Source organism: Paenarthrobacter sp. OM7, from assembly GCF_029873575.1.
In the GTDB taxonomy this organism is placed as follows: domain Bacteria; phylum Actinomycetota; class Actinomycetes; order Actinomycetales; family Micrococcaceae; genus Arthrobacter.
On sequence record NZ_CP123579.1, the window covers coordinates 4,139,013 to 4,161,693 of the forward strand.

The following is a 22,681-nucleotide window of genomic DNA, read 5'->3' on the forward strand; positions in this document are numbered from 1 at the left end:
CATAAGAAATTGCTGTAGAAACACACACACCAACCCCGAAAGGCCAGCCATGCATGTCTCAGATGCTCGCGTCCACTATGTAGTTCTCAAACAACAACCCCATCAACCAGACCACCACCACCCCACACAGGGACACGCGGCAGAACCGGAAGCAGGAACAAAAGAAACACCAGAACGATGCCCTCTGCATTGCTGCAAAAAGGTCCTGTTGCCTCAGGACCCAACAGTGCGCCAAACACAACCCCCACAAACCATGCACCCCGGCAGCGTTCCCAACAACACCCACCCCCACAAAAAGCAGAGACACATGCTGCCGTACTGGCACCAGGACACAACCGGTAAAGGCCATGCCAAACAAGTTTGATTCGTTGATATTCCACCCATGAGCACCCACCGCAGAACAGACGCCTGCGCAATGGGCAACACTGACAACCACCACGAACTGCATACACAGAACACGGAACAGCTGCTAGCAGCTCCTTAGAAAGGAGGTGATCCAGCCGCACCTTCCGGTACGGCTACCTTGTTACGACTTAGTCCCAATCGCCGGTCCCACCTTCGACGGCTCCCCCCACAAGGGTTAGGCCACCGGCTTCGGGTGTTACCAACTTTCGTGACTTGACGGGCGGTGTGTACAAGGCCCGGGAACGTATTCACCGCAGCGTTGCTGATCTGCGATTACTAGCGACTCCGACTTCATGGGGTCGAGTTGCAGACCCCAATCCGAACTGAGACCGGCTTTTTGGGATTAGCTCCACCTCACAGTATCGCAACCCTTTGTACCGGCCATTGTAGCATGCGTGAAGCCCAAGACATAAGGGGCATGATGATTTGACGTCGTCCCCACCTTCCTCCGAGTTGACCCCGGCAGTCTCCTATGAGTCCCCGCCATAACGCGCTGGCAACATAGAACGAGGGTTGCGCTCGTTGCGGGACTTAACCCAACATCTCACGACACGAGCTGACGACAACCATGCACCACCTGTAAACCGACCGCAAGCGGGGCACCTGTTTCCAGGTATTACCGGTTCATGTCAAGCCTTGGTAAGGTTCTTCGCGTTGCATCGAATTAATCCGCATGCTCCGCCGCTTGTGCGGGCCCCCGTCAATTCCTTTGAGTTTTAGCCTTGCGGCCGTACTCCCCAGGCGGGGCACTTAATGCGTTAGCTACGGCGCGGAAAACGTGGAATGTCCCCCACACCTAGTGCCCAACGTTTACGGCATGGACTACCAGGGTATCTAATCCTGTTCGCTCCCCATGCTTTCGCTCCTCAGCGTCAGTTACAGCCCAGAGACCTGCCTTCGCCATCGGTGTTCCTCCTGATATCTGCGCATTTCACCGCTACACCAGGAATTCCAGTCTCCCCTACTGCACTCTAGTCTGCCCGTACCCACTGCAGAACCGGAGTTGAGCCCCGGTCTTTCACAGCAGACGCGACAAACCGCCTACGAGCTCTTTACGCCCAATAATTCCGGATAACGCTTGCGCCCTACGTATTACCGCGGCTGCTGGCACGTAGTTAGCCGGCGCTTCTTCTGCAGGTACCGTCACTTTCGCTTCTTCCCTACTGAAAGAGGTTTACAACCCGAAGGCCGTCATCCCTCACGCGGCGTCGCTGCATCAGGCTTGCGCCCATTGTGCAATATTCCCCACTGCTGCCTCCCGTAGGAGTCTGGGCCGTGTCTCAGTCCCAGTGTGGCCGGTCACCCTCTCAGGCCGGCTACCCGTCGTCGCCTTGGTAGGCCATTACCCCACCAACAAGCTGATAGGCCGCGAGTCCATCCAAAACCACAAAAGCTTTCCACCACCTGACATGCGTCAGACGGTCATATCCGGTATTAGACCCAGTTTCCCAGGCTTATCCCAGAGTCAAGGGCAGGTTACTCACGTGTTACTCACCCGTTCGCCACTAATCCCCCAGCAAGCTGGGATCATCGTTCGACTTGCATGTGTTAAGCACGCCGCCAGCGTTCATCCTGAGCCAGGATCAAACTCTCCGTTGAAAAAAACAAATCAAACAGACACAACCACACCCACCGGAAATAACGGCCGGCACGGCTGCACAAAATTCGAAACCAGCTGAAAACCAGACCACCACACACGGGGGTGCGCAATGATCCAGCCATAATTTCAACCAATCAATAAAACAATCGGTATCAACAAACTTGGCACACTATTGAGTTCTCAAACAACAGACACTACCGGCACCACCCACACCCACAAGGGTCCAGGATCGCTCCGGAGCAACTTTTCAAACTTACCCGAACAACCAGATCTTGGCAAATCATCGTTCCCGCGATTCCCGATCCAATCTTCGGCCCCACCCTGCACAGGAACGCTCGAAAGCGAACCATTTTTCAGGCTGTTATCAAAGGGGTTCGGCCTCCGCGGCTCTCAGCTCCAGGCTGTCTCACTCGCGGCGACTCAGAAGACATTACACGCCCACCGGCCCCGGCACAAATCACCATCGGTACCAGCCAAAACCCCGCCCACACGGGCCAAAAGGCCCCATCGAGGCCTCAAACCAACCAAAATCCGCCGGAAACAACCCGAGTGAAGCCCGTCACACCATCAAGATCCGCCAAGGCCTCCGCCCCGACACAAAGCCGACAACCGCCGTCGAACATTCGACCGAACCCGAGGGAAGTGAGAGAGCGACAGCGTGAACCCCGAGGGAAGTGAGAGAGCGACAGCGTGAAACCCGAGGGAAGTGAGCGAGCGTCCACCCCAAACCCGAGGGAAGTGAGCGAGCGTCCACCCCAGCCAACGCCCGCACCCAGCCATGCAGTCTTCGCCACACGCCAGGAAGCAGGCTTAAACGCAGAAAAGGCCAGCAACCATGACGGTTGCCGGCCTTTTCAGAGCTTCGTGATTACCAGGAAGACTTGGTGATGCCCGGGAGCTCACCGCGGTGAGCCATGTCGCGGAAGCGAACACGGGAGATACCGAACTTCTGGAGCGTGCCGCGGGGACGGCCGTCGATCTGGTCGCGGTTACGCAGACGGATCGGGGAGGCGTTGCGGGGCAGCTTCTGCAGGCCGAGGCGTGCAGCTTCGCGTGCTTCGTCAGTCGCGTTGGGGTCAACCAGGGTCTTCTTCAGTTCGAGACGCTTGGCAGCGTAACGCTCAACAATGACCTTGCGCTGCTCGTTGCGAGCAATCTTTGACTTCTTTGCCATGTGTTTAGCGCTCCTCTCGGAATTCGACGTGCTGGCGGATCTTGGGGTCGTACTTCTTCAGGACCAGACGGTCCGGGTCGTTACGACGGTTCTTGCGGGTTACGTAGGTGTAACCCGTGCCCGCGGTGGACTTCAGCTTGATGATGGGACGTACGTCCTTGTCCTTTGCCATTAGAGCTTTACTCCTCGTGCCAGGATGTCGGCGACGACTGAGTCGATGCCGCGGACGTCGATTGTCTTGATGCCACGGGCTGACAGGGTCAGCGTGACATTACGGCGCAGGGACGGAACCCAGTAGCGCTTCTTCTGAATGTTCGGGTCGAACCGACGCTTGTTGCGACGGTGCGAGTGCGAAATGCTGTGTCCAAAGCCCGGCTCGGCTCCGGTCACTTGGCAGTGTGCTGCCATGACTCTCCTCCAAAGATTGAATGTAACGGCGTGCAGATGTTCCTGCGTTACCGTGCGAAAGGCAGCGTCCGCATCCGATTCCAAACCATTTCGGTAGTTTCCGCAGCAAGTGCGGCGAAGAAGGTTGGCCTCAGGACCGGGCAGTGATGAACACTGGAACAGGTCCTGGGATACCGGGCGAATACAGGAATGCACGCAACTTGAGCCCCTAACTACCGGCCACCGGGATGTCGGAAAAACCGACAGTCACCACCAACCGGAGCAATTGCACACGAACCGCACTACCTAGCGCCTAACTATTCTACGGGCCAGGCCAAATTAAGACCAATCCGGCATCATAAGCCCTCCACGCCCACCGCCCGGACCACCGCGCCAACACTGGCGGGTCGCCCGCAAGACCGGGCTAGAGCGGCCTGATCAATTCGGGATACTTAGGGCTCAAACCGTCGCCGGAGGAGACACCTCGGACGCGGCGGGCCACCCACGGCGCCGCGGATTCCCGGAACCAGCGCGCATTGGCCTTGAGTGCTTCAACCCGGTTCATCAGACGCGCCGGCGCCAGTTCGGGGACCTCGATGACGTGCTCGTGCTCAAGGACATCAAGCACCCGCTTCGCCATGTTGATGTGGCCGGCGGTGGACATGTGCATCCGGTCCTCGCCCCAAAGCCGCCAATCGTCGTATTCGTCAAAGCGCCAATAGTCCACCAGTAAGGCGCCGTGGTTCTCGGCTATTTCGCGCACCAGTTCGTTGTAGATCGCGGTTCGGCCGCGCATGGCGCTGAAGACTTTGGAGCCCTTTGCGTCAAAGCCGGTGAAGAGGACAACCGTGGCGCCCGCCGCACTTAACTTGGCGATACCGGCGTCGTACTCCTCAAGAAGCGAGTCAATATCGATCTTGGGCCGCAGGATGTCGTTCGCCCCTGCGTACAGGGTCACCAACGTTGGATTCATGGCGATGGCGGCGTCCACCTGTTCTGCCATGATCTGGCGGAGCTTCCGGCCGCGGATCGCGAGATTCGCGTAGCCGAAGTCCTCGTTGCTGCTTGCCAGCTGCCCGGCTACGACGTCGGCCCACCCTCGAACGCCATTGGGACGGTGGGGATCGTCGTCGCCGACGCCTTCAGTGAAGGAGTCGCCCAGGGCAACGTAACGGGCAGAAAAATCCATGCCGTCAGTCTGCCACCTCAACGCCCGAGGCCACAAAGCACTCTTACGAGTCCCGAAGGATCCAGTGGTTGTTGTCCAGGCGGGCCACAATTTTCTCACCGATCCGGGCGAGGTCTGCGACGTCGTCCGGGGTCAGCGAATCAAGCATCAGCGTACGCACGGATTCCACGTGTCCCGGGGCAAGGGAAACAATGGTGGACATGCCGGCCTCGGTGAGGTGCGCAACGGTCACACGGGCGTCGCCGGGGTGCGCCTGCCGCTCTACCCAGCCACGCTTCTGCAGCTTGGTCACCACATGCGACAGGCGCGACAAGGAGGCACTCGTTCGCGCAGCAAGCTCGCTCATGGGAAGGTATCGGCCTTCGGTTTCGGAGAGCATCGCCAAAACGTTGTAGTCGAAAAGAGACAGTTTACCGACCGACTGAAGCTGGGTGTCCAACGCCGAGGGAAGCAGGGTGTTGATGCTCAGCAGGGCCAGCCAGGCACGGCGTTCGTCGGCGTTCAGCCAGCGGGGTTGAGTCATGAACCCATCTTAGGAGAATTCACAGCCTCCTTAGGTCCGGGCAGCGGCCCAACCGATAGGCTGGCGGCATGTTCGTAGTCTCGTTGACCTACAAAGTTCCCGACGAAATTGTCGACTTCCACCGTCCGGGCCACATGGCCTGGCTTAAGGACGCTTTCGACGGCGGCATCTTCCTTGCGTCCGGACGCCGCGTCCCAGCCACGGGCGGCGTGCTGCTGTCCAAGGTGGACCGGGCCACGTTGGATGCATCGTTGGCCAAGGACCCGTTCTACAGCAATGGTGTGGCCGAGTTCGAGATCATCGAATTCACGGCAACCAGCGTTGCTGAGGGTTACGAAAACCTGCTGGACAGCTGAGGCGCCGGCGCCTTCGCAGTACCCAGTCGTTCGGGCAGCACCACCGGCATGAGTTCCGGCCAGCGCGCTTCCACGTGGTCGCCGCTGGATACGCCGCGAAGCCGACGCGAAAGCCAAGGTCCGACGTCGCGCCTCAGCCAGGCGACGTCGTCGGCGATGCTTTCGGCGCGGGTCCGCGGACGGGGAGCCGCGAGCCTGGGCGACTGGAGTGAGTGCCGCGCTCCGAGCACTTCGAGGACCTTTTTGGCCATGTAGCTGTGGCCGCGCGTGGACATATGCAGGCGATCGGGTGCCCACATCCGCGGGTCCTGGAATTTCTCGAAGCACCAGTAGTCCACCAGGAGCGCCTGGTATTTCGCGGCGATGCGCCGAATATTGCGGTTGTAAATTGCCGTGCGGACTTTGAGCGGCTCCAGCAGGGGTGACAAGGGAACGTTGTAACCCGTGAACAGCAGCACCGTGGCCCCACTGGCTGTGATCCGTCGGACGGCATCTTCATAGTCCTTGATCAGTTTGGCCATGTTGGGCCGGGCCATCAGCAGGTCATTGCCGCCGGCGTAGAAACTGACCAACGTGGGATTCATGGCGAGGGCGGGCTGGATTTGTTCGTCGGCGATCCTTTGGAGGCGCCTGCCGCGGATGGCCAGATTGGCGTAGCGCACTGTTTCGTCGTGCCGTGCCAGTTCTTCTGCCACCCGGTCTGCCCAGCCCCGGCAATGGTTGGGAAGCCTGAGGTCGTTGTCACCAACACCCTCAGTAAAGGAATCGCCGAGTGCCACGAATCTGGTTTGTTCCTTCACTGGGTGGCCTTTTCCATGAGCTTCTTCAAGCCACCCTTGCGCGGGACCTTCACAGGTTGGGGCCAGCGTGGGCTGAGCGCGTCGCCCAGCGTGACGCCCCGCAGTTTCCGTCCGAAGAGCGGGACCACCCAGTCATTGACCCAGCGACGCTGCCGGCGTTCCCATTCGCGTATGGACAAACGCGTGGGCGGGTCCCAATCCTTGGGCGAGAATTTGTGGGGGACGTTGAGATGGTCCAACACCTGCGCGGCCAGGTACTTGTGGCCCGCTTTGGACATGTGGAGGCGATCCGGGGCCCACATCCGCTGGTCTTTGTAAGCGTCAAAGCACCAGTAATCAACCAGGACTGCGCCGTACTTGGCGGCGACCTCACGGACCCTTTGGTTGTAGAGGGTGTTGCGCTTTTTGAAAGGCTCCAAAACCGCTGAGACTTTCACGTCAAACCCAGTGAACAGCACCAGCGTTGCCCCGGTTTCACTCAGCCGGGCCACCAGCAGCTCATAGTCGTTGAGGAGCGCCTCCATGTCCGTACCAAAGTCCAGAATGTCGTTGCCGCCCGCGTAGAGCGTGATGAGCGTCGGCTCCATGGCCACCGCAGGCTCGAGTTGTTCGTCAATGATGTGGCGGAGTCTTTTGCTGCGCACTGCCAGGTTGGCGTACTCCCAGCCCGGCTCTGCTTTCGCCAACTTCTCGGCCACCCTGTCCGCCCATCCGCGGACCCCGTTGGGCAGGACCTTGCTCGGGTCCCCGACGCCCTCGGTGAAGGAATCCCCGATGGCGACAAACCGCCGTCGAGCCTTAACTCCGTCCCCGAATTCCTCCCGCACCCCACCGAAGCTACCCGCTCCCGGTTACACCAGAACCAACCCCAAATGAACAAGCCCGAGGGATGTGAGAGAGGATCACCCCCCAAACCCGAGGGATGTGAGAGAGCGACGAAGGAGCAGCACGCCGAGGATGGCCGGCCATCGGCCACCCAGTGGCGGACTAAGCGATCAAGCCGGCCTTAGCCCTCTGCTTTGCCCCGGCGCCAGTAGCCCATGAAAGCCACCTGCTTACGATCGATGCCAACGTCCCGCACCAGGTAGCGCCGCATTTCCTTGATGACAAAGGCTTCACCGGCGATCCAGGCATAGAACGGCAGGGCACCAGCGGGAAGGGTGGGGTTCTTGGTTGCTTCGATGGCTGCCGAGTCCATGCGCTGCGGCGTTTCCCAGAGGATGTCCTGGTCCACGTTGACGTCTTCGGGCTCGGGGCCGGCTGCGGTCCCGGCACCCTTGATGCCTACCCAGCCCGGCACGGGAACGGCCTTGGCGACGGCTTCCTTGAGGAGTTCTCCGTGAGGACGTGCGCGTCCGATGGCCGCACCGCGTGCAAGCCAGGTGATTTCGATGTCGGCTGCGGTGTTGATGTCCTGGAAGTCGCCGGCTTCTGGTACTTCGAGGAAGGCGTGGCCGGTCATGTCCGCGGGGAGGCTCTCGAGGATGGCGCTGATGGCCGGGACCGCGGTTTCGTCGCCGGCCAGGAGCACGCGCTGGGCCATGCCCGGACGCCATTCGATGCCACCATATGCACCGGCTGTGGTGCACTGGGCTGCGCGGTTGTTTGGGCCGATGATGGTGAGGGCGTCTCCCGGTTTTGCGGCGAGAGCCCAGTTGGCGGCTGGTCCGCCGTGGCCGGCGTCGTCGAAGTGCATGACGAAGTCGATGTCGATCTCCGGGTACACGGCGTCGAGGCGCTCGGAACGCACGGTGTAGGTGCGCATGTCACCGCGGACGGAGGGGTCCATGGCGAGCCATTCCTGGTACCAGCCGGCTTCTTCCATTTTGAAGGGAGGCAGCGGAATGACGTTTCCGGACGCGTCAAAGGACGGGATCATCAGCTTCACGCGGAGATCCAGCGTGTCTCCGGCAACGCCGAAGCCGCGCAGTGAGTAACCGCCGAAGGTGATGCGGCGGAAGTTCGGGCTCAATTCCTGCACTGCCGTCACGGTGACGTCGAAGGCGAGGGTCATGGGCTCCACGGCGGCGCTTGCTTTTGCCTGGGTCGGTTGTGCACTCATGAGGCGATCTCCAGTTCGTTGGTTGAAGCGGGGCGTGCGTGGTGGCGTCCGATGGGGACGATCAGCGGCGTGCCTGAAATGGGGTCCGGAACCACACGGGATTCCAGCCCGAACACGTTGTAGACAAGTTCTTCGGTGACAACGACGGGCGCCGGCCCTTCGGCCACGATGCACCCGCCCTTCATGGCGATGACGTGGTCCGCGTACCGTGCTGCGAGGTTGAGGTCGTGGAGCACGATTGCCACGGTGGTTCCCCGGCTGCGGTTGAGGTCCGTGATCAAGTCCAGGACTTCCACTTGGTGCGCGAGGTCCAGGTAGGTGGTGGGCTCGTCCAGCAGCAGGACTTCCGTTTCCTGCGCCAGGGCCATGGCGATCCATACGCGTTGACGCTGTCCGCCGGATAGTTCATCGATGCTGCGGTCAGCGAGTTCCAGCGTGGAGGTGGCGTCGAGCGCGCGCTGCACGGCGGCGTCGTCGGCTGCGCTCCAGCTGCGGAAGAAGCCTTGGTGGGGGTACCGGCCGCGGCCCACGAGGTCGCGCACGGTGATGCCGTCCGGAGCGGTGGGGTGTTGCGGGAGCAGGCCGAGCGTGCGGGCGAGTTCGCGGGCGGGGCGGGTGTGGATGTCCTTGCCGTCGAGGGTCACCGCGCCGCCGGCGGGCTTGAGCAGGCGGGACAGTCCGCGCAGGAGGGTGGACTTTCCGCAGGCGTTGGCTCCCACGATCATGGTCACTTTGCCCTCGGGAATCTCGGTGCAGAGTCCCTCCACCACTTTGCGTGCCTCGTATTGGAGCGTCAGGTCCTGGGCATTAAGGATGGCCATGTCAGGCCTCCTTTCGGTTCGACGTGACCAGCAGCCACAGCAGGAAGGGAGCACCGAGGGCGCCGGTGATGACGCCGACCGGGAGGACGGTTCCGTCGAGGATGACGGGAGCGATGTTGGAGGCGAAGAAGTCGGCCAGAAGCACGATCAGCGCACCGGTAAGGGCCGACGCCGGGAGGCTCGGTTTGCGGACGAGCCGGCGGGCGATCGGACCTGCAAGGAACGCGACGAATGCAACGGGACCGGCAGCGGCGGTTGCGACGGCGGCAAGTCCGACGGCGGTCAACACCAGTCCCAGCCGGGCGGCATTGACCTTGATCCCAAGGCCCGCAGCGGCGTCATCGCCAAGCTCGAGAATGCGCAAAGGGCCTGCCAGGGCAATGACGGCGGGAATCAGGACGAGCAAAGAGACCGCCAGGACACCTGCCCTGTCCCAGGTTGCGGAGTTCAAAGATCCGTTGAGCCAGATGAGGGCATCGGCTGCGGTACGGATGTCAGCGCGGGTCATGAGGAAGTTGACCACTGCGTGCAGGGCTGCGGCGATGCCGACGCCTGCCAGGATGAGACGGTTGCCGGCGGCATTGCCGCGGCTGCCTCCACCGGCGCCCGAACCACCGCGCGAGATTGCGTAGATGATGGCTGCGACCCCCAGCGCACCGCCGAGCGCAGCCCCCGAAACGACGGCCCCGGAAGCGCCGAAGATGACGATGGCCGTCACGGCTGCCGCGCTGGCACCGTAGCTGATGCCGATGATGTCCGGGCTGGCCAGCGGGTTCCGCAGCATGGTCTGGAAGAGCGCACCTGCCAAGCCGAAGGCAATGCCGATCATGGTTCCCACTACCGCGCGGGGCAGTTTGTGCTCCATGACGATGAAGCTTGCACCGGGGATCTTCTCCCCACCGGTCAGGTGGTTGATGACGATCTTAAAGAAGTCCGGAATGGTCACGGTGTAGCTGCCCAGAAGCACGTAGACCGCGAACATGACCACTACAGCGAGCCCGAGCACAAAAGTGGGGCCCAGCACCCGCCGAAGTGACAAGTGATGGTTATGTTTGCCGGCATTATTGGCATTAAGTGCCAGCTCGGTGGGTAATTGATGAACAGTTGTCACAGCCCGGCCCCCTTGCCGCGGCGGATGAGCCACACGAACACAGGGGCCCCGATGATGGCCGTCATGATTCCTGCGGGGACTTCGCCGGGGAGAAGGATCACGCGGCCAATGATGTCGGCGCTGATCAGCAGGATGGGGGCCACAACGGCGGAGAACGGCAGGATCCACCGGTAGTCCGGCCCGGTCAGCGAGCGGACGGCGTGCGGAATGACGAGGCCCAGGAAGGCGATCGGTCCGGCCACGGCAGTGGCGGATCCACAAAGCAGGACGATGCCCAGCCCGGTGATGCCACGGGCCAAAGCAACGTTCTGGCCGAGGCCACGGGCAATGTCGTCGCCCAGTGCCAGGCTGTTCAAAATGCGACCGCCGGCCAGGATGATCAGGGCCCCGGTGGCGAGGAACGGCAGCGCGGGAAGGAGGACGGACCAGTCACGTCCGCCGATGGTACCCACCTGCCAGAAGCGGAAACGATCGAACGTGTCCTGGCTCGAAACCAGGATGACGTTCATCAGGGAGAACAGGCCTGCGCTCAGGGCCGCACCCGCGAGGGCGAGTTTGACCGGCGTCGCGCCATCACGTCCCAGGGAAGCAACGGCGTAAACCACGACGGCGGCCACCGCGGCGCCGATGAAGGCGAACCAGATGTAGCCGGACAGCGAGCCGATACCGAAAACGTAGATCCCCACGACCACGGCCAAGGCAGCGCCGGCATTAAGTCCCAGGATCCCGGGATCGGCAAGCGGGTTGCGGGCCACGCCCTGCATGGCTGCGCCGGCAAGGCCAAGTGCCGCTCCGGCAAGCAGGCCCAGGACGGTGCGGGGAATCCGGGCAATGACCACGGCGTGGTTGCCGTCTGCCGGATTGAAGTCGGTGAGTGCTTCCCAAACAGTGGTGAGCGGAAGCCCGCGGGCGCCGATCGCCAAGGATGCGGCGCAGACAGCGGCGAGTACGACGACGGCCGCCAACAGCCAAGCGGTGCGCTTGCCTGCGGTGCTGCGGGAACCGGTTCCCCCTCCGGTTCCAGCAGTTTCAGGGGCGATGCCTCCCGGGCCCGGCACCGAAGTGCCGTTGCCCCGCCCCTGGACTGCCGTCGTCGTACTCAGTTTCATTGCAGTTACTTGCCCGCTGCGTCTGCTGCTTTACCCAGCTGCGGCAGGAACGTATCCAGTGCCCACGGCAAGCTCAGCGGCGATGAGGCGGAGATGGAGAGCGTCAGAGTGTTGTCCGAATCGGCAACCAGGGCGCCCTTCTTGATGGCCGGGATCTGTCCGAGCAGCGGATCAGCCTTGATGGCATCTGCCGTGGTGGCGTCCGGAACCCAGGTGACGAAGATGTCGGACTCGAGCTCGTTGGCCTTCTCAGCGGACCACGGGATGAAGAACTCAGTAGTCGACTTGGTGTTCTGCTCAACCACGGGAGCCAGCTTCATGCCGATTTCGGAGAGGAAGCGGGGGCGATTGTCGATAGCCGTGTAAACGTTGGCGCCGTCGCCCTTGGCGGGCTCGAGGTTGCCGTAGATGAAGGTCTTGTCCTTGATCTGCGGGAACTTGGAGACCTTGTCCTTGACGGTGGTCTCAGTGTCTTCGATCAGCTTCTTGGCTTCGGCTTCCTTGCCCAGTGCCTTCCCGATCAAGGTGGTGCTTTCCTGCCAGGGGGTGCCGTAGGCGAGCTCCGGCTGTGCCACGACGGGGGCGATTTCGCTGAGCTTCTTGTAGTCAGCTTCTTCAAGGCCCGAGTATGCAGCCAGGATAACGTCCGGATTGAGCTTGGCGATCTCGGTGAAGTTGATGCCGTCTGCTTCGGAGAACTGGACCGGAGCCTTGTCGGTGCCAAAGCCGGCGCCGAGCTTCTCCAGCGCTGCGTCCTTCCACGGGGTGGAGCCTTGCTCGTTGTTGCCCCATTCGTTCTTCGGGACACCTACGGGAACAACACCCAGGGCGATCGCGATATCGTCATTGACCCACGAGACAGTGACTACACGCTTGGGCTGCTCTTTGATGGTGGTCTCACCAAAGACGTTCTTGATGGTCACGGGGAACGCCGAAGACGCTGCCTGCTCAGAAGCCGGAGCGGACGTTGCCGGACCAGTGGAGCAGCCGGTGAGGGTAAGAGCGACGGCGGCCAAAGCGGCCGTCGCGGTTCCTGCTGTTTTCAGCAGGGCGCGGCGTGGGAGAAGGGAAGCCACGGGACTCCTTAAGTAAGTGATGCGAACCTAAGTAAGGCTAGCCTAGCCTGCCGATAATTAAGAAACGTTTGCGTCACCTAATCCGGCATCCTTCTGAATTGGGACGCAGATCACACGCTCTCTCACATCCCGCGTCCTTCAACCGAACCCTCTCTCACATCCCGCGCCCTTCAACCGAACCCTCTCTCACATCCCGCGCCCTTCAACCGAACGCTCTCGCAGTGGACAGCTGCCCGAAAATTTTGAAAGTATGGGCGACAGCGGGCTACCGCTTCTTACGGATATGAACGAGGGGATGAGCGTGCGCACTGTTTCAGTTGCTGCAGCCATGGTTGGCGAGGTGGCCGCATTGGCCTGCTTGGCACTCCCCCACACGTCGGCATCTTTTTAGGCACTAACCCAGCCCTCATTTTGGGGTCTCTTTGCAGTGCCCTCCTTCTCCGATGACCGACGTCTTCTGCCCATTCCCGCGCGCCCTCCAGAAGCGCGCGGACGTCGACCATTTCCGAAAGAAGCTTTGCCATGCAGAAAATCACTGCCCAACAAATCCGTTCGTCGTTCATCAACGCCAGTCGCTCAGAGGCTGCCAAGGTCAATCTCCCCCGCGACTTCGAAATCCTCGACTGGGACAATCTGGAGTTCCTGGGGTGGCGGGACGAAAAGATGCCCCAACGCGGCTACCTCGTGGTTCCACATCGGGGCAAGCTCACGGGGATCCTGCTCCGGACTCCTGAAGGTGGTTCCGGCAAGAGGCGCGTTGTCCTCTGCGAACTATGCCGTGACGTTTTCTCCAAAGACGACGTCTACCTGTGGGTTGCCAAGAAGGCCGGACAATCCGGCAAGGACGGCAACACCGTGGGGACATTGATCTGCGCCGAGTTCGGCTGCAGCACCAATGTACGCAAAGAACCGCCCGTCAACGAGATCAACCCGGACCCGGCCGCCGTCGTTGTTCGGCAGATCGCCGGGCTGGAGTCCAGGACCGAACAGTTCCTGGACCGCGTCCGGGCTAAGTAACTCGATCCAGCTGGCAGTAGTGGTTGCTATGTGAGCTCATACCAACCACTACTGCCAGTCAGTTGGGCTGGCGTCGTCGTAGAGCGCGCCTAGCGCAGGACGATGTCCACCGGGTTGGCTTCGGACCGCCATGCACCAGGCTCGGCCGGTCCGGCGATCACCGGAGCCGTCAGCACGCCGGAACGGTTGGTGCGCTTGTCGCGGAGGATTTCCGTGACGGATCCAAGGTGCCGGGACAGGTCAATCACGTTTTCGGGGGCAGCAAGCAACAACTGGAACCCGAATTCGTGAAGCGCCTTGATGCCTGCACCCGCGAATTCCTCGGACGCCAATACGAAGGCTTCGTCCATCATCACCGTGCCGTACGTCGTGAAGCCCTGCTCGGCGATGCCCAGCTGGTAACTCAAGGCCGCGGCCATGATGAACGCCGTGAAACGCTGGCGCTCACCGCCGGACATGGAGCCGGTATCGGCATGCATGAAGACTTCGGTCTTCCGCTTGGCTGCCTTGCCGGTGCCGGCTTTGCCCGATTTCGAAGCAACTTCACGGTGCTCCTTGCACTGGATGAACAGGTGCCCTCGGACGTCCAGCACTTCGGCACGCCACCGGCGATCCTCAGGCGTCTGCGATCCAAGCCGCTTCACCAGCGTTTCCAACGACTTGTAACGCGCGGTGAGTTCGGCGTCGTCGTCCATTTCTGTGGCTGAAGCAGCGCCACGCGAGGGGCGAGCGTGCTTCGCCTTCAAGGCGTTTTGAATCGCATCCTTGAACTGTTTGGCGGTGGCCGGGAGCGTCTGTTTGATGTCCAGTTCCAGGAAGCTGCCCTCGTGGAAATTGACCTGCGACAGAATGCCGTTGAGGGGCAGGATACGACTGGTGATGCTGCGGCGTTCCTCGTCCAACAAGTGCAGGAGCGTGCTGAACGACTCGTGGGTGCGCTGGTTGAAGAACAGCCGGAACTCGGCCTCCTGCGCGGGCAAGCCATCGCTCACAATCGCGTGATACCGGGATTCGAAGTCTCCGGCAGCACCGATCGACGTACCGTGGTCGGCGCTGATGGCACTTCCCCAGTCCCGCACGAAGGCTTCAAACAAGCGGGTCAATCGCTCGGCCGTCGCCTGTCCGCGCGATTCCGCGGAATGCAGTTCGTCGAGCAGCTTGTTGCGGACACTGTTGGCCAGGTTGTCGAGCTCGTACAGTTCAGAGACCTCACCGACACCCTCAAAGTACGGTTCCAGCGCGGTGACGGTAGAGGCCGACGGCGGTGCTTGCTCGAGCTTCAGCCTCGCCGCATCGAGCAGGCCGTCAGCCGTGGTCATCTTGTGGTCGAGTGCTTTGTATTCGCTCTGCAGGACGGCGGCGGTACCTGTGGAGGACTGGTGCTTCTCCCGCACGGCTTCGATGTTGGCACGCAAAGGCTCAAGGTCCGCCTGCGCTGCCAAAGCATCCGTCAGGCGCTGTTCAATCCTGGCAAGTTCGTCCGCTGCGACGGCTGCGGAAACTTGCTCCCACGGCCGCTCATCCTCAGCCACACGGCGGAGCGCCTCGAGCTGCCGGGCCATGCCCTGGTGCGAATCCTCACGGCTCTGCGCAAGTTCCGCAGCTTTCGCGAGCTCGTTCTCCAATTCGCCCACGCGGGCTGCCACAAGCTCCAATTTGGAAGCGTTGTCGAAGCCCAGGACGTAATCCTGCCGGCTCGTGAAACGGTCGTCTTTCTCAACGGTGTGACGGTTGCGCTTAACTACGCCACCAAGGCTCAGGCCCTTGTCCATCGACGCAAGCTGGTCGGGATCCTCCACGCACGGATAGGCGAAGTCCACGGCGATCCGCTCGCGGATCCACTCTCCGGCGTCCGCGTTGGCCCCTGAGGTGAGGATGCTCAACTTCGTCAAGAGGTCGCCGTCGGACACGTCTTCCACAGCCAACGCGCCGCCGGCCAGCGGCTTGGACACATCAACGGCGCGGAGGGCGCCACGGACGGCGTTGTCGTTCAGGTACCGAGTGACTGCGGCGAAATGCTCACCCGGAACCAGCAACGTGGTGGCAAGGTTACGGAGGGCTCGCTCGGCGGCCGGACGCCATTGGTCCTGGCCCTCGGCGAGGTCGATCAACTCGCCGCCAAACGGCATCCGCTCTTCCGGGACGCCGGTTGCGGCCGCGATGGCAGCGCGGTTTTCAATACTCGACGGCGGCAACAGGGACTTGCGCGACCGCAACGACAGGAGTTCCTGCTGGGCCGCTGCGAGTTCACGCTTTTTGGTGGCGTGCCCGTCGAACGCCTCAAAACGAAGCTCCTTCAGGGCCTCCGAATCGTCCTTCAGCTCTGCTGATCGGGTGGCTGCCTGCTCGTGTGCCTGGTCCCACCCTTCGGCGGACCACTCCAGGTTCAACCCGGCATCGGCCAGCGCCTTCCGGGCCGAATCCTCCACCTGCTGACGGAGCTTCAGCCCAACCCTGGCGTTCTCCAACGACTGCTCAATGGCCGAAATCGCGTTGCCGCCACGGTTGTTGTAATCCAGTTCAAGATCACGGAGGTCCTTCGCCAAGGCGTCACGCACCGTGCGTTCGGCGGCGAGTTCCTGCGCTTTGGACTGGGCCAGCTCCTTGAACCGCGCCAGCGTCTTGGCATGAACAGTAACCGCGAGCTGCTGCTTGTAGGCCTCGAACTCCTCGCCAGCCAACTCCCGGAGGCGATTCGCGTCCAGCAGAGCTTGCGCATACTCCTTATTCAGCCCCGGAACGGGTGCCAACTGGTCGCGCTGCTGCCGCACATCCTCCAACCGCTGCCGGATGGACATCAGGTTGCTGAATTCCTCCACCACATCATCAGCGGCAGCCAACGTGGCCGGAGCATCGAGTACCTGATCGCGGAAGAACGTATTCACGCTGCCGCCCAAACCCTTACCGGCCTGGATCACGCGAAGCAGTGGCAGCGCCTGGTCCGAGTTGATACCCAGGAGCCTCCGGAAACGCTCGGCGAACGCCTTGTGGACGTCGAAAACCTGGCCATCCGGGAAGATCGATTCCAGCGCGCCCTTGGTGAACCGCTTCTGCGCGATCCCTTCAATGGCTTCAAGGTCCAACGGCTTGCTGTCGATCACATAGAAGCGCCCGACGCTCGACTCCGTGCCGTTCTTGGGAAGATCGAACAGCGCCGACACCGTCACCTTCGTGCCGGCCGCGTTATCAAACGTCAGTGCGACGGCGGACCACGTGGCACCCGGGCGCTGGAAGGCACTGGCCGAGCTGTCGCCCACCGCTTTATCACCCACCTTGCCGCGCATGTAGGTGAATGTGGTCCTCTTGTCCTCCACAGCACCACCGGACCGCTGGGCAGCAGCCTCATTCGAGCGCGGACGGGCATCAAACACGCGAAGCATCGCATCAAAGAGCGTCGACTTACCTACGCCCGAGTTACCCGTCAGGAGGGTACCTTTGCGGTCCACATGCATGGTGTGGGCCCCGTGGAAGGTGCCCCAGTTGACCACCTGCACAAGTGCCAAACGCATTTGGCCCGGGTTTGTGAGCTCACCGAGCGGGAGCATGCTTGCGATGGTCACTTCGTGGTCCCTTCAGCGTCGGTTGCATCGCTGTCCGCGGCGGCACCGGACCCGTCACCGTCAGGGTCCTCGTCCAGGTCGTCACTTGAGGGCGTGGGTTGGTTGGAGTCGGAGTCCAGGTCCAGGAGGGGTTCTGTTCCGGACTCGTCGGCGGCTACTGCTATCAGGGCCTCGATTTGGGCTGGGATGTCGCCGATGTTCTCGAAGGGGAGGGCCAGCGGCAGGGCGTTGCTGATGGTGTAGCTGTCGTCCAGCGGCGTGGGAAGGAGGAGTTGTCGGGCCAGGAGTTTGGTGATGGTGCGGGTGACCACGTCGGAGTCTCGGAGGGCGTCTTGTTGGCCGGCCGGGGTGTAGTTGGCCACCAGGTCCGAGATTTCTTCACGCGTAATCGTCGGGTCCGTCTGGGCAGTGACGTGGCGATCCAGCAGCAGGCGAAGCCGGAGCAGGACGATGGTCTCCACGCGGCTCAGGGCACGCTGCTGCCGGAGGATGCTCGACCGGGAGCTTGCACCGATGATGTCGGGATCGACGGGACGGAGGACCGCAATTTTGCGGTCGTGATCAAGCTGGAGGGTGAGGAACAGTTCGGACAGGCGACTGCGGAGGATCAGCTGGTTGTCCAAGAGGGTGGTCCACAATTTCTCGTCGCGACCGCCGTCGATGTACGGGCCCTTAAGAAGCTTCACCAGTGCATGCCGCACCTTCATGGGGAGCACGCCGGTGTCGCCGGGGAACAGCGCTGCACCGTCAACGAAGGAGTCCCGCGGTGTTACCCGGAACGGATCCGCATGGCTTATTTCGGCCGCCGGTTCAGCGGACTCTGCCGGCCCGGTCAAAGGCTCAGCCGTCTCAACACCAACCTCAGCCACCTCCTCGGTGACCTCGTCCGCTTCGGCGCCATCCGCCGTCGTGATTTCCTCTGTTGTGATTTCCTCAGTCATCAGAATCCTCATTCAGCGTGACGACGGGCAGGTATGCCGAGCGGATGCTGCCGTCGATTTGTTCGAAGTCGATGTGTTCCCAGGCGGCCCGGTCGAAGGCGGCGCCGCCCTGTAATGCCATGGACAGCAGGGTGCGTACTGTGTTGATGTGCCGTTCCTCGGCGGGCAGGTTTTCCCAGGCGTCGCCCAGGGTGGCCGCGCCGGCCATGGCTGCACGGATAACGGCAGGCTTGGCCTTGCCGGTGCGCGCAGACCGCACCCGGTCGGAGTCGCTGAACGCGATGGGGTCCGCCAGGCGCGGGGGTGTGGCGAATTCGTCGGGGTCGAACAGTTTGACCATTGCCAGCGACTCGAACCCGGCGTTGAACAGGACTGGCCCTGGGATCAAGCCGGGCCGGTCCCGCTCGTACGGCATGGAGCGGATGGCTTGCTCGGCTTCGGCCAGCACCTTGCGGAGGCTGACGGATTGCCGGACGTCGTCGCTCTGGATATACGTATTCAGGCTCTCGGAAAGCTTGCCGTAGATACGTTGGATCTGGCTGTGCTGCGTTCGCAGTTCAGCCACCAGGTTCTTGAGCGTCTCGCGGTCTTCGTGGGAGAGGTCGTCGGCGAATTGCCTGCTCAGGACTTCGCCGATCGCCGAGCGGAAGCGCAATTGTTGCTGTGGGTCTTCCAGGAAGGCCGTGAACGACCGGAAGGTGCGGCCCTCGGGGCTTTGGCGCAGCCGCTTGTCGGCCTCCAAAACCTGGGCCATGGTGGCACCCTTGCTCAGGGACTCCTCAATGATCTGGTTGCGGAGCTCGCCGACCAATTCCTCGATGCGGTCCCGCATTTTCTTGTAATCCGCGGGCAGGCTGGCGGCGAGGTCCAGGATGTTGCCGGCAGCTTCCACAGCATCTTCGTCGTCCAGAAGGCCATCGAATTCGCCCGAGCTGATGTCCTCCACCAACTGCTGCCGCTCCTGGATTTCCTCCTCCAGGGCTTCCAGCCGCGCGCTCTGGTCCGGATTGGTTTCGTTGGCCAGCTTCTCCACATCTCCCAGAAGCGTGCCGAGCCGCGATCCATTCAGCGTGGAACGCTCGCTGGAAAGGCTGTCCAGGAACGCCAGCACGCGGGCGGCGGGTTCTGTGACTTCGTAGACGATCTGGCCGGACTGGTTGCGTCGGGTCAGGAACTGCTTGCGCGTCCATTCGTCGCCGAACAGCTTGCCGTTCTGCTGACCGCCCAAGGCCGGGTCCTGGCGCCGAAGCTGCTCAAGGAAAGCGTCGACGTCGGCATGGAACTCTTCGAGCGGAAGCTGCGGCCGGGTGCGGGTAAAGGATGCCTGCAGCACGGCGATCACCCACGGCGCCGATCGGGTCAAAGCCCACGCAGGGCCTTTGGTCAGCTGTTCGAGGTCACGGAGCCTCGCGCTGATGGCGTCGGCGGAGGACATGGCTGAACGGGACAACTACTCTCCTTCAGCTGCTGCGAAACCTGGCTGGCAGCGGAAACTGCCCCGTACAAGGTTAACGCAGAGCGTCAGAGCCTCCCCACCGCAACCATTTCGTAACCTACCGTGCGGTATGGTTTCGATCCCGTATCAACGGCTTCGGGAGGCGTTTCGCCTCTGGCCGGAAAGCCCGCCCACCCCTAGTGTCAGAACATCGACGCAGCCACGCCGCGCCGACCCACGCACCGTCGCTCCGGGGGGAACCATGGATTTCGATTTCACTGCGCTGGAAACAGGCACCTACGTAGTTATTGGAACGCTGGTCTTTGCTGCACTGTTGGTGGCATTCATCGCAGCAGCAGCAATGGCCACCATCATTCTCGTTGGCACCATGGGTATGGTCTGGTATGCCGTCAAAGGCATTCTGGGTGGCCTTGTCCATGGCATTAATTTCGCGTGGGACCGTCTGGTCCACCACGCAGGACAAGTGGAAATTCCGGCCGAATTCCAGCCCCAGATTTCCTCTGGCACGGGTAGCTACCCGCGGGTAGCATTGAGGGACAGCTGAAGGGTTCCCACCCACGGCGGACCCTGGCTCCATCCGGCACAACCGGCTAGAGGAGTTATTCCATGACGTCCGCCACTGACAACAGTCTCGCCGCCGCAAGCGTCAACGCCACCGCAGAAGAAGCCCGCGCCGTCGCCGAGGCCGCGCGGGAAACCGAATGGAACCGGCCCAGCTTCGCCAAGGGGCTTTACCTGGGCAGCTTCGACCTCAGCCTGATCCACCCGTGGCCTCAAGCACGGGCAGACGATGTGGAGCGGGGCGAGGAATTCATGGGCCGGCTCCTCACGTTCGCCAAGACCATGTCCGGACGCGTGATTGAACGCGACGCCAAAATTCCCGACGAGTACCTCCGGGGGCTCGCCGATCTGGGCGCTTTCGGTATGAAAATTCCGCGCGAATACGGTGGCTTGGGTTTGTCCCTTGTCTATTACGGCCGCGCCCTCGCCCTGCTGGGATCGGTACATCCAAGCCTCGGCGCCCTCATTTCTGCACACCAGTCCATCGGCGTCCCTGAGCCTGTGAAGGAATTCGGCACACCGGAACAGAAACAGGAATACCTGCCGCGCTGCGCCGCCGGTGCCATTACCGCATTCCTCCTCACAGAGCCCGACGTCGGCAGTGACCCCGCCCGCATGGGCGCCACAGCCGTGTTGTCCGACGACGGCGGTTCTTACCTTTTGGACGGCGTCAAACTGTGGACCACCAACGGTGTGATCGCCGAACTGGTGGTGGTCATGGCCCGGGTCCCATCACACACCGATCCTGATGGGACCGAGCACAAGGGCGGGATCTCTGCGTTCGTTGTGGAAATGGATTCCCCCGGCATCACGGTGGAGAACCGCAACGCTTTCATGGGGCTGCGTGGAATCGAAAACGGCGTGACCCGTTTCCACCAGGTCCGGGTCCCCGCGGCCAACCGGCTCGGCCGAGAAGGCCAAGGACTCAAAATTGCTCTCACCACTCTCAATACGGGGCGGCTCTCCATCCCTGGCCTGTGTGTTGCTGCCGGAAAGTGGAGCCTGAAGATTTCCCGCGAATGGTCCAACGCCCGGACCCAGTGGGGGCGTCCAGTGGGCCAACACGAGGCAGTGGGAAAAAAGATCGCGTTCATCGCCGCCACCACTTTTGCACTGGAAGCGGTGTTCGAATTGTCCGCCGAGATGGCCGACGCCGGCCAAAAGGATGTGCGCATCGAGGCTGCGCTGGCCAAGTTGTGGTCCACGGAATTGAGCTGCCGGATCGCCGATGAACTTGTCCAGATCCGTGGCGGCCGGGGCTTCGAAACCGCCGACTCCCTTGAGGCCCGGGGCGAGCGTGCTGTTGCCGCCGAGCAACAGCTCCGGGACCTCCGCATCAACCGGATTTTCGAGGGTTCCAGCGAGATCATGAAACTCCTGATCGCCCGCGAAGCCGTGGACGCACACCTTGCCGCCGCGGGCGACCTCGCCTCAGCGGATGCGAGCCTGCAGGACAAGGCGAGGGCCGCCGTCGGGGCCTCTGGCTTCTACGCGAAATGGCTGCCGAAACTTGTGGCGGGCGCCGGCATGGATCCCCGGTCCTATGCGGAATTCGGGCGCTTGGCCAAACAGCTGCGATTCGTTGAGAGGTCCTCGCGGCGGCTTGCACGGCAAACCTTCTATGGCATGGGCAGGTGGCAGGCGAAGCTCGAGCACAAGCAGGCGTTCCTGGGCAGGATCGTGGACATCGGCGCCGAGTTGTTCGCTATGGCCGCGTGCTGCTCGCGGGCTGAAATGCTGCTCCGCAAGCACCCGGAACAAGGCGCCACCGCATTCGAACTGGCCGAGGCCTTCTGTGAGCAGGCCCGTGTGCGGGTGGACGAATACTTCGACCAACTGTGGAGGAATACTGACGACGGCGATCACGGTCTCTCGCGCAAAGTCCTCGCCGGTGACTACGCCTGGCTGGAGGCCGGAGTCATGGACCAGTCCGAAGGTACCGGACCGTGGATCGGCGATGCGTCGCCCGGGGCCTCAACCAAGGAGAACCTGCACCGCAACTATCGGTGACGCGTTAGCGGACGTCCCCGTCCACGTAGAACCATCGTTTGCCTTCCCGGACAAAGCGGCTGACTTCGCGCTGGACGCCGCGTTCGCCGTCGAGCCTGTAGTGCGCAGCGAACTCTACGGTGCCCGTCGTGTCCAAGGGGCCGCCCTCCGACGTCGAGACGATGTCCAGCCTGCGCCACAGCATGTCCGCATCGAGGTCGATGGATTCCGGCCGGGTAGAGGCGTGCCAGGTACTCAGGATGTAATCGGGGTCCAGGACAACGAAGGCCGAATAGCGCGAACGCATGAGTTGTTCGGCGGTGGGCGCATCGGCGTCACGGCGGTGGAACCGGGCGCAGCAATCGACGTATTGATCCCCGGAGAGGCAGGGGCACGCGCTGTTGTGGAGTCTGGCAAGGTCAGGGGTCACGAGGTCCCAATCTGGGGCTGTAAATGAGAGCTGGGCAACATATTTTCCCACGCCATATAACAGCTTTGAAACAACCCCGCCAGAGTAGGGGGCGGCGCGTGATTCCGTCGGTGC

At 62.1% G+C, this 22,681-nt stretch carries 20 protein-coding genes and 1 rRNA gene; 4 read left to right on the plus strand and 17 right to left on the minus strand.

What is annotated here, in order from left to right:
• Positions 1-484: 484 nt before the first annotated feature.
• The 6 genes from QEH68_RS19025 to QEH68_RS19050 form a co-directional block, all read right to left on the minus strand.
• Positions 485-2,004: ribosomal RNA gene (locus QEH68_RS19025) — 16S ribosomal RNA — on the minus strand.
• Positions 2,005-2,873: 869 nt separating this feature from the next.
• Entirely contained in the window at positions 2,874-3,179 is a 306-nt protein-coding gene (gene rpsN, locus QEH68_RS19030; protein ID WP_011776360.1) for a 30S ribosomal protein S14, read from the minus strand.
• Between the two features lie 4 nt (positions 3,180-3,183).
• Positions 3,184-3,351 carry a 50S ribosomal protein L33 gene (gene rpmG / locus QEH68_RS19035; protein WP_003798558.1) on the minus strand — a complete coding sequence of 56 codons (168 nt, stop codon included), beginning with the start codon at positions 3,349-3,351 and terminating at the stop codon, positions 3,184-3,186.
• The gene (gene rpmB / locus QEH68_RS19040) at positions 3,351-3,587 is read right to left on the minus strand and encodes a 50S ribosomal protein L28 (protein WP_011776361.1); all 237 of its coding nucleotides are present in this window, start codon (positions 3,585-3,587) and stop codon (positions 3,351-3,353) included. The genes rpmG and rpmB overlap by 1 nt, the downstream gene beginning before the upstream one ends.
• 403 nt (positions 3,588-3,990) lie before the next feature.
• Positions 3,991-4,755 carry an SGNH/GDSL hydrolase family protein gene (locus QEH68_RS19045; RefSeq protein ID WP_207595232.1) on the minus strand — a complete coding sequence of 255 codons (765 nt, stop codon included), beginning with the start codon at positions 4,753-4,755 and terminating at the stop codon, positions 3,991-3,993.
• Positions 4,756-4,798: 43 nt separating this feature from the next.
• Positions 4,799-5,278, minus strand: a complete 480-nt coding sequence (locus QEH68_RS19050) for a MarR family transcriptional regulator (RefSeq protein WP_089596480.1) — start codon at positions 5,276-5,278, stop codon at positions 4,799-4,801.
• Positions 5,279-5,346: 68 nt separating this feature from the next.
• On the opposite strand from QEH68_RS19050, the gene QEH68_RS19055 reads away from it, so the two are divergent.
• Positions 5,347-5,634: a YciI family protein gene (locus tag QEH68_RS19055; protein ID WP_011776364.1), complete on the plus strand. Its 288-nt coding sequence runs from the start codon at positions 5,347-5,349 to the stop codon at positions 5,632-5,634.
• On the opposite strand, the gene QEH68_RS19060 is transcribed toward QEH68_RS19055, so the two are convergent.
• The 7 genes from QEH68_RS19060 to QEH68_RS19090 form a co-directional block, all read right to left on the minus strand.
• Positions 5,610-6,434 carry an SGNH/GDSL hydrolase family protein gene (locus tag QEH68_RS19060; protein WP_280624207.1) on the minus strand — a complete coding sequence of 275 codons (825 nt, stop codon included), beginning with the start codon at positions 6,432-6,434 and terminating at the stop codon, positions 5,610-5,612. The two genes, QEH68_RS19055 and QEH68_RS19060, sit on opposite strands and share 25 nt — an antisense overlap.
• Complete coding sequence (locus QEH68_RS19065; RefSeq protein WP_207595234.1) at positions 6,431-7,261, minus strand: SGNH/GDSL hydrolase family protein; 831 nt, start codon at positions 7,259-7,261, stop codon at positions 6,431-6,433. The genes QEH68_RS19060 and QEH68_RS19065 overlap by 4 nt, the downstream gene beginning before the upstream one ends.
• A 179-nt stretch (positions 7,262-7,440) precedes the next feature.
• Positions 7,441-8,496 carry a siderophore-interacting protein gene (locus QEH68_RS19070; RefSeq protein ID WP_280624210.1) on the minus strand — a complete coding sequence of 352 codons (1,056 nt, stop codon included), beginning with the start codon at positions 8,494-8,496 and terminating at the stop codon, positions 7,441-7,443.
• Positions 8,493-9,317, minus strand: coding sequence for an ABC transporter ATP-binding protein (locus QEH68_RS19075; RefSeq protein ID WP_207595236.1), 825 nt, complete (start codon positions 9,315-9,317; stop codon positions 8,493-8,495). The genes QEH68_RS19070 and QEH68_RS19075 overlap by 4 nt, the downstream gene beginning before the upstream one ends.
• Position 9,318: 1 nt before the next feature.
• A complete protein-coding gene (locus QEH68_RS19080) occupies positions 9,319-10,428 on the minus strand; it encodes an iron chelate uptake ABC transporter family permease subunit (RefSeq protein ID WP_280624214.1) in 1,110 nt (369 codons plus the stop codon).
• Positions 10,425-11,537 (minus strand): iron chelate uptake ABC transporter family permease subunit, encoded by a 1,113-nt coding sequence (locus tag QEH68_RS19085; RefSeq protein WP_207595238.1) that lies wholly within the window; start codon positions 11,535-11,537, stop codon positions 10,425-10,427. Before QEH68_RS19085 ends, QEH68_RS19080 begins: the two co-directional genes overlap by 4 nt.
• 5 nt (positions 11,538-11,542) lie before the next feature.
• On the minus strand, positions 11,543-12,613 hold the full coding sequence (locus tag QEH68_RS19090) for an iron-siderophore ABC transporter substrate-binding protein (RefSeq protein ID WP_207595239.1): 1,071 nt from the start codon (positions 12,611-12,613) through the stop codon (positions 11,543-11,545).
• A gap of 522 nt (positions 12,614-13,135) precedes the next feature.
• On the opposite strand from QEH68_RS19090, the gene QEH68_RS19095 reads away from it, so the two are divergent.
• Positions 13,136-13,630: an FBP domain-containing protein gene (locus QEH68_RS19095; protein WP_280624218.1), complete on the plus strand. Its 495-nt coding sequence runs from the start codon at positions 13,136-13,138 to the stop codon at positions 13,628-13,630.
• A gap of 89 nt (positions 13,631-13,719) precedes the next feature.
• Here QEH68_RS19095 and QEH68_RS19100 read toward each other — a convergent pair whose 3' ends face one another.
• Genes QEH68_RS19100 through QEH68_RS19110 form a run of 3 tightly spaced genes read right to left on the minus strand, consistent with a single transcriptional unit; the run spans position 13,720 to position 19,581 of the window.
• The gene (locus QEH68_RS19100; RefSeq protein ID WP_280624220.1) at positions 13,720-17,190 is read right to left on the minus strand and encodes an ATP-binding protein; all 3,471 of its coding nucleotides are present in this window, start codon (positions 17,188-17,190) and stop codon (positions 13,720-13,722) included.
• Entirely contained in the window at positions 17,187-18,131 is a 945-nt protein-coding gene (locus tag QEH68_RS19105; RefSeq protein WP_280624222.1) for a DUF4194 domain-containing protein, read from the minus strand. Before QEH68_RS19105 ends, QEH68_RS19100 begins: the two co-directional genes overlap by 4 nt.
• Positions 18,124-19,581: a DUF3375 family protein gene (locus tag QEH68_RS19110; RefSeq protein ID WP_280624224.1), complete on the minus strand. Its 1,458-nt coding sequence runs from the start codon at positions 19,579-19,581 to the stop codon at positions 18,124-18,126. The genes QEH68_RS19105 and QEH68_RS19110 overlap by 8 nt, the downstream gene beginning before the upstream one ends.
• A gap of 247 nt (positions 19,582-19,828) precedes the next feature.
• Between QEH68_RS19110 and QEH68_RS19115 the strand changes: the two genes are divergently transcribed.
• Both QEH68_RS19115 and QEH68_RS19120 read left to right on the plus strand, forming a co-directional pair.
• Entirely contained in the window at positions 19,829-20,131 is a 303-nt protein-coding gene (locus QEH68_RS19115; protein ID WP_207595242.1) for a hypothetical protein, read from the plus strand.
• A gap of 62 nt (positions 20,132-20,193) precedes the next feature.
• A complete protein-coding gene (locus QEH68_RS19120) occupies positions 20,194-22,158 on the plus strand; it encodes an acyl-CoA dehydrogenase family protein (RefSeq protein WP_280624226.1) in 1,965 nt (654 codons plus the stop codon).
• Positions 22,159-22,162: 4 nt separating this feature from the next.
• Here the strand turns inward: QEH68_RS19120 and QEH68_RS19125 are convergent, their stop codons facing one another.
• Positions 22,163-22,567, minus strand: coding sequence for a YchJ family protein (locus tag QEH68_RS19125; RefSeq protein WP_242703424.1), 405 nt, complete (start codon positions 22,565-22,567; stop codon positions 22,163-22,165).
• Positions 22,568-22,681 lie beyond the last annotated feature (114 nt).

What these genes read in the sequence shown, in the direction of transcription:
- QEH68_RS19045 (WP_207595232.1), bottom strand. Translation starts at nt 4,755, where the DNA reads ATGGATTTTTCTGCCCGTTACGTTGCCCTGGGCGACTCCTTCACTGAA.
- QEH68_RS19075 (WP_207595236.1), bottom strand. Translation starts at nt 9,317, where the DNA reads ATGGCCATCCTTAATGCCCAGGACCTGACGCTCCAATACGAGGCACGC.
- QEH68_RS19050 (WP_089596480.1), bottom strand. Translation starts at nt 5,278, where the DNA reads ATGACTCAACCCCGCTGGCTGAACGCCGACGAACGCCGTGCCTGGCTG.
- QEH68_RS19115 (WP_207595242.1), top strand. Translation starts at nt 19,829, where the DNA reads ATGGATTTCGATTTCACTGCGCTGGAAACAGGCACCTACGTAGTTATT.
- QEH68_RS19085 (WP_207595238.1), bottom strand. Translation starts at nt 11,537, where the DNA reads ATGAAACTGAGTACGACGACGGCAGTCCAGGGGCGGGGCAACGGCACT.
- rpmB (WP_011776361.1), bottom strand. Translation starts at nt 3,587, where the DNA reads ATGGCAGCACACTGCCAAGTGACCGGAGCCGAGCCGGGCTTTGGACAC.
- QEH68_RS19095 (WP_280624218.1), top strand. Translation starts at nt 13,136, where the DNA reads ATGCAGAAAATCACTGCCCAACAAATCCGTTCGTCGTTCATCAACGCC.
- rpsN (WP_011776360.1), bottom strand. Translation starts at nt 3,179, where the DNA reads ATGGCAAAGAAGTCAAAGATTGCTCGCAACGAGCAGCGCAAGGTCATT.
- QEH68_RS19120 (WP_280624226.1), top strand. Translation starts at nt 20,194, where the DNA reads ATGACGTCCGCCACTGACAACAGTCTCGCCGCCGCAAGCGTCAACGCC.
- rpmG (WP_003798558.1), bottom strand. Translation starts at nt 3,351, where the DNA reads ATGGCAAAGGACAAGGACGTACGTCCCATCATCAAGCTGAAGTCCACC.
- QEH68_RS19105 (WP_280624222.1), bottom strand. Translation starts at nt 18,131, where the DNA reads ATGACTGAGGAAATCACAACAGAGGAAATCACGACGGCGGATGGCGCC.
- QEH68_RS19055 (WP_011776364.1), top strand. Translation starts at nt 5,347, where the DNA reads ATGTTCGTAGTCTCGTTGACCTACAAAGTTCCCGACGAAATTGTCGAC.
- QEH68_RS19070 (WP_280624210.1), bottom strand. Translation starts at nt 8,496, where the DNA reads ATGAGTGCACAACCGACCCAGGCAAAAGCAAGCGCCGCCGTGGAGCCC.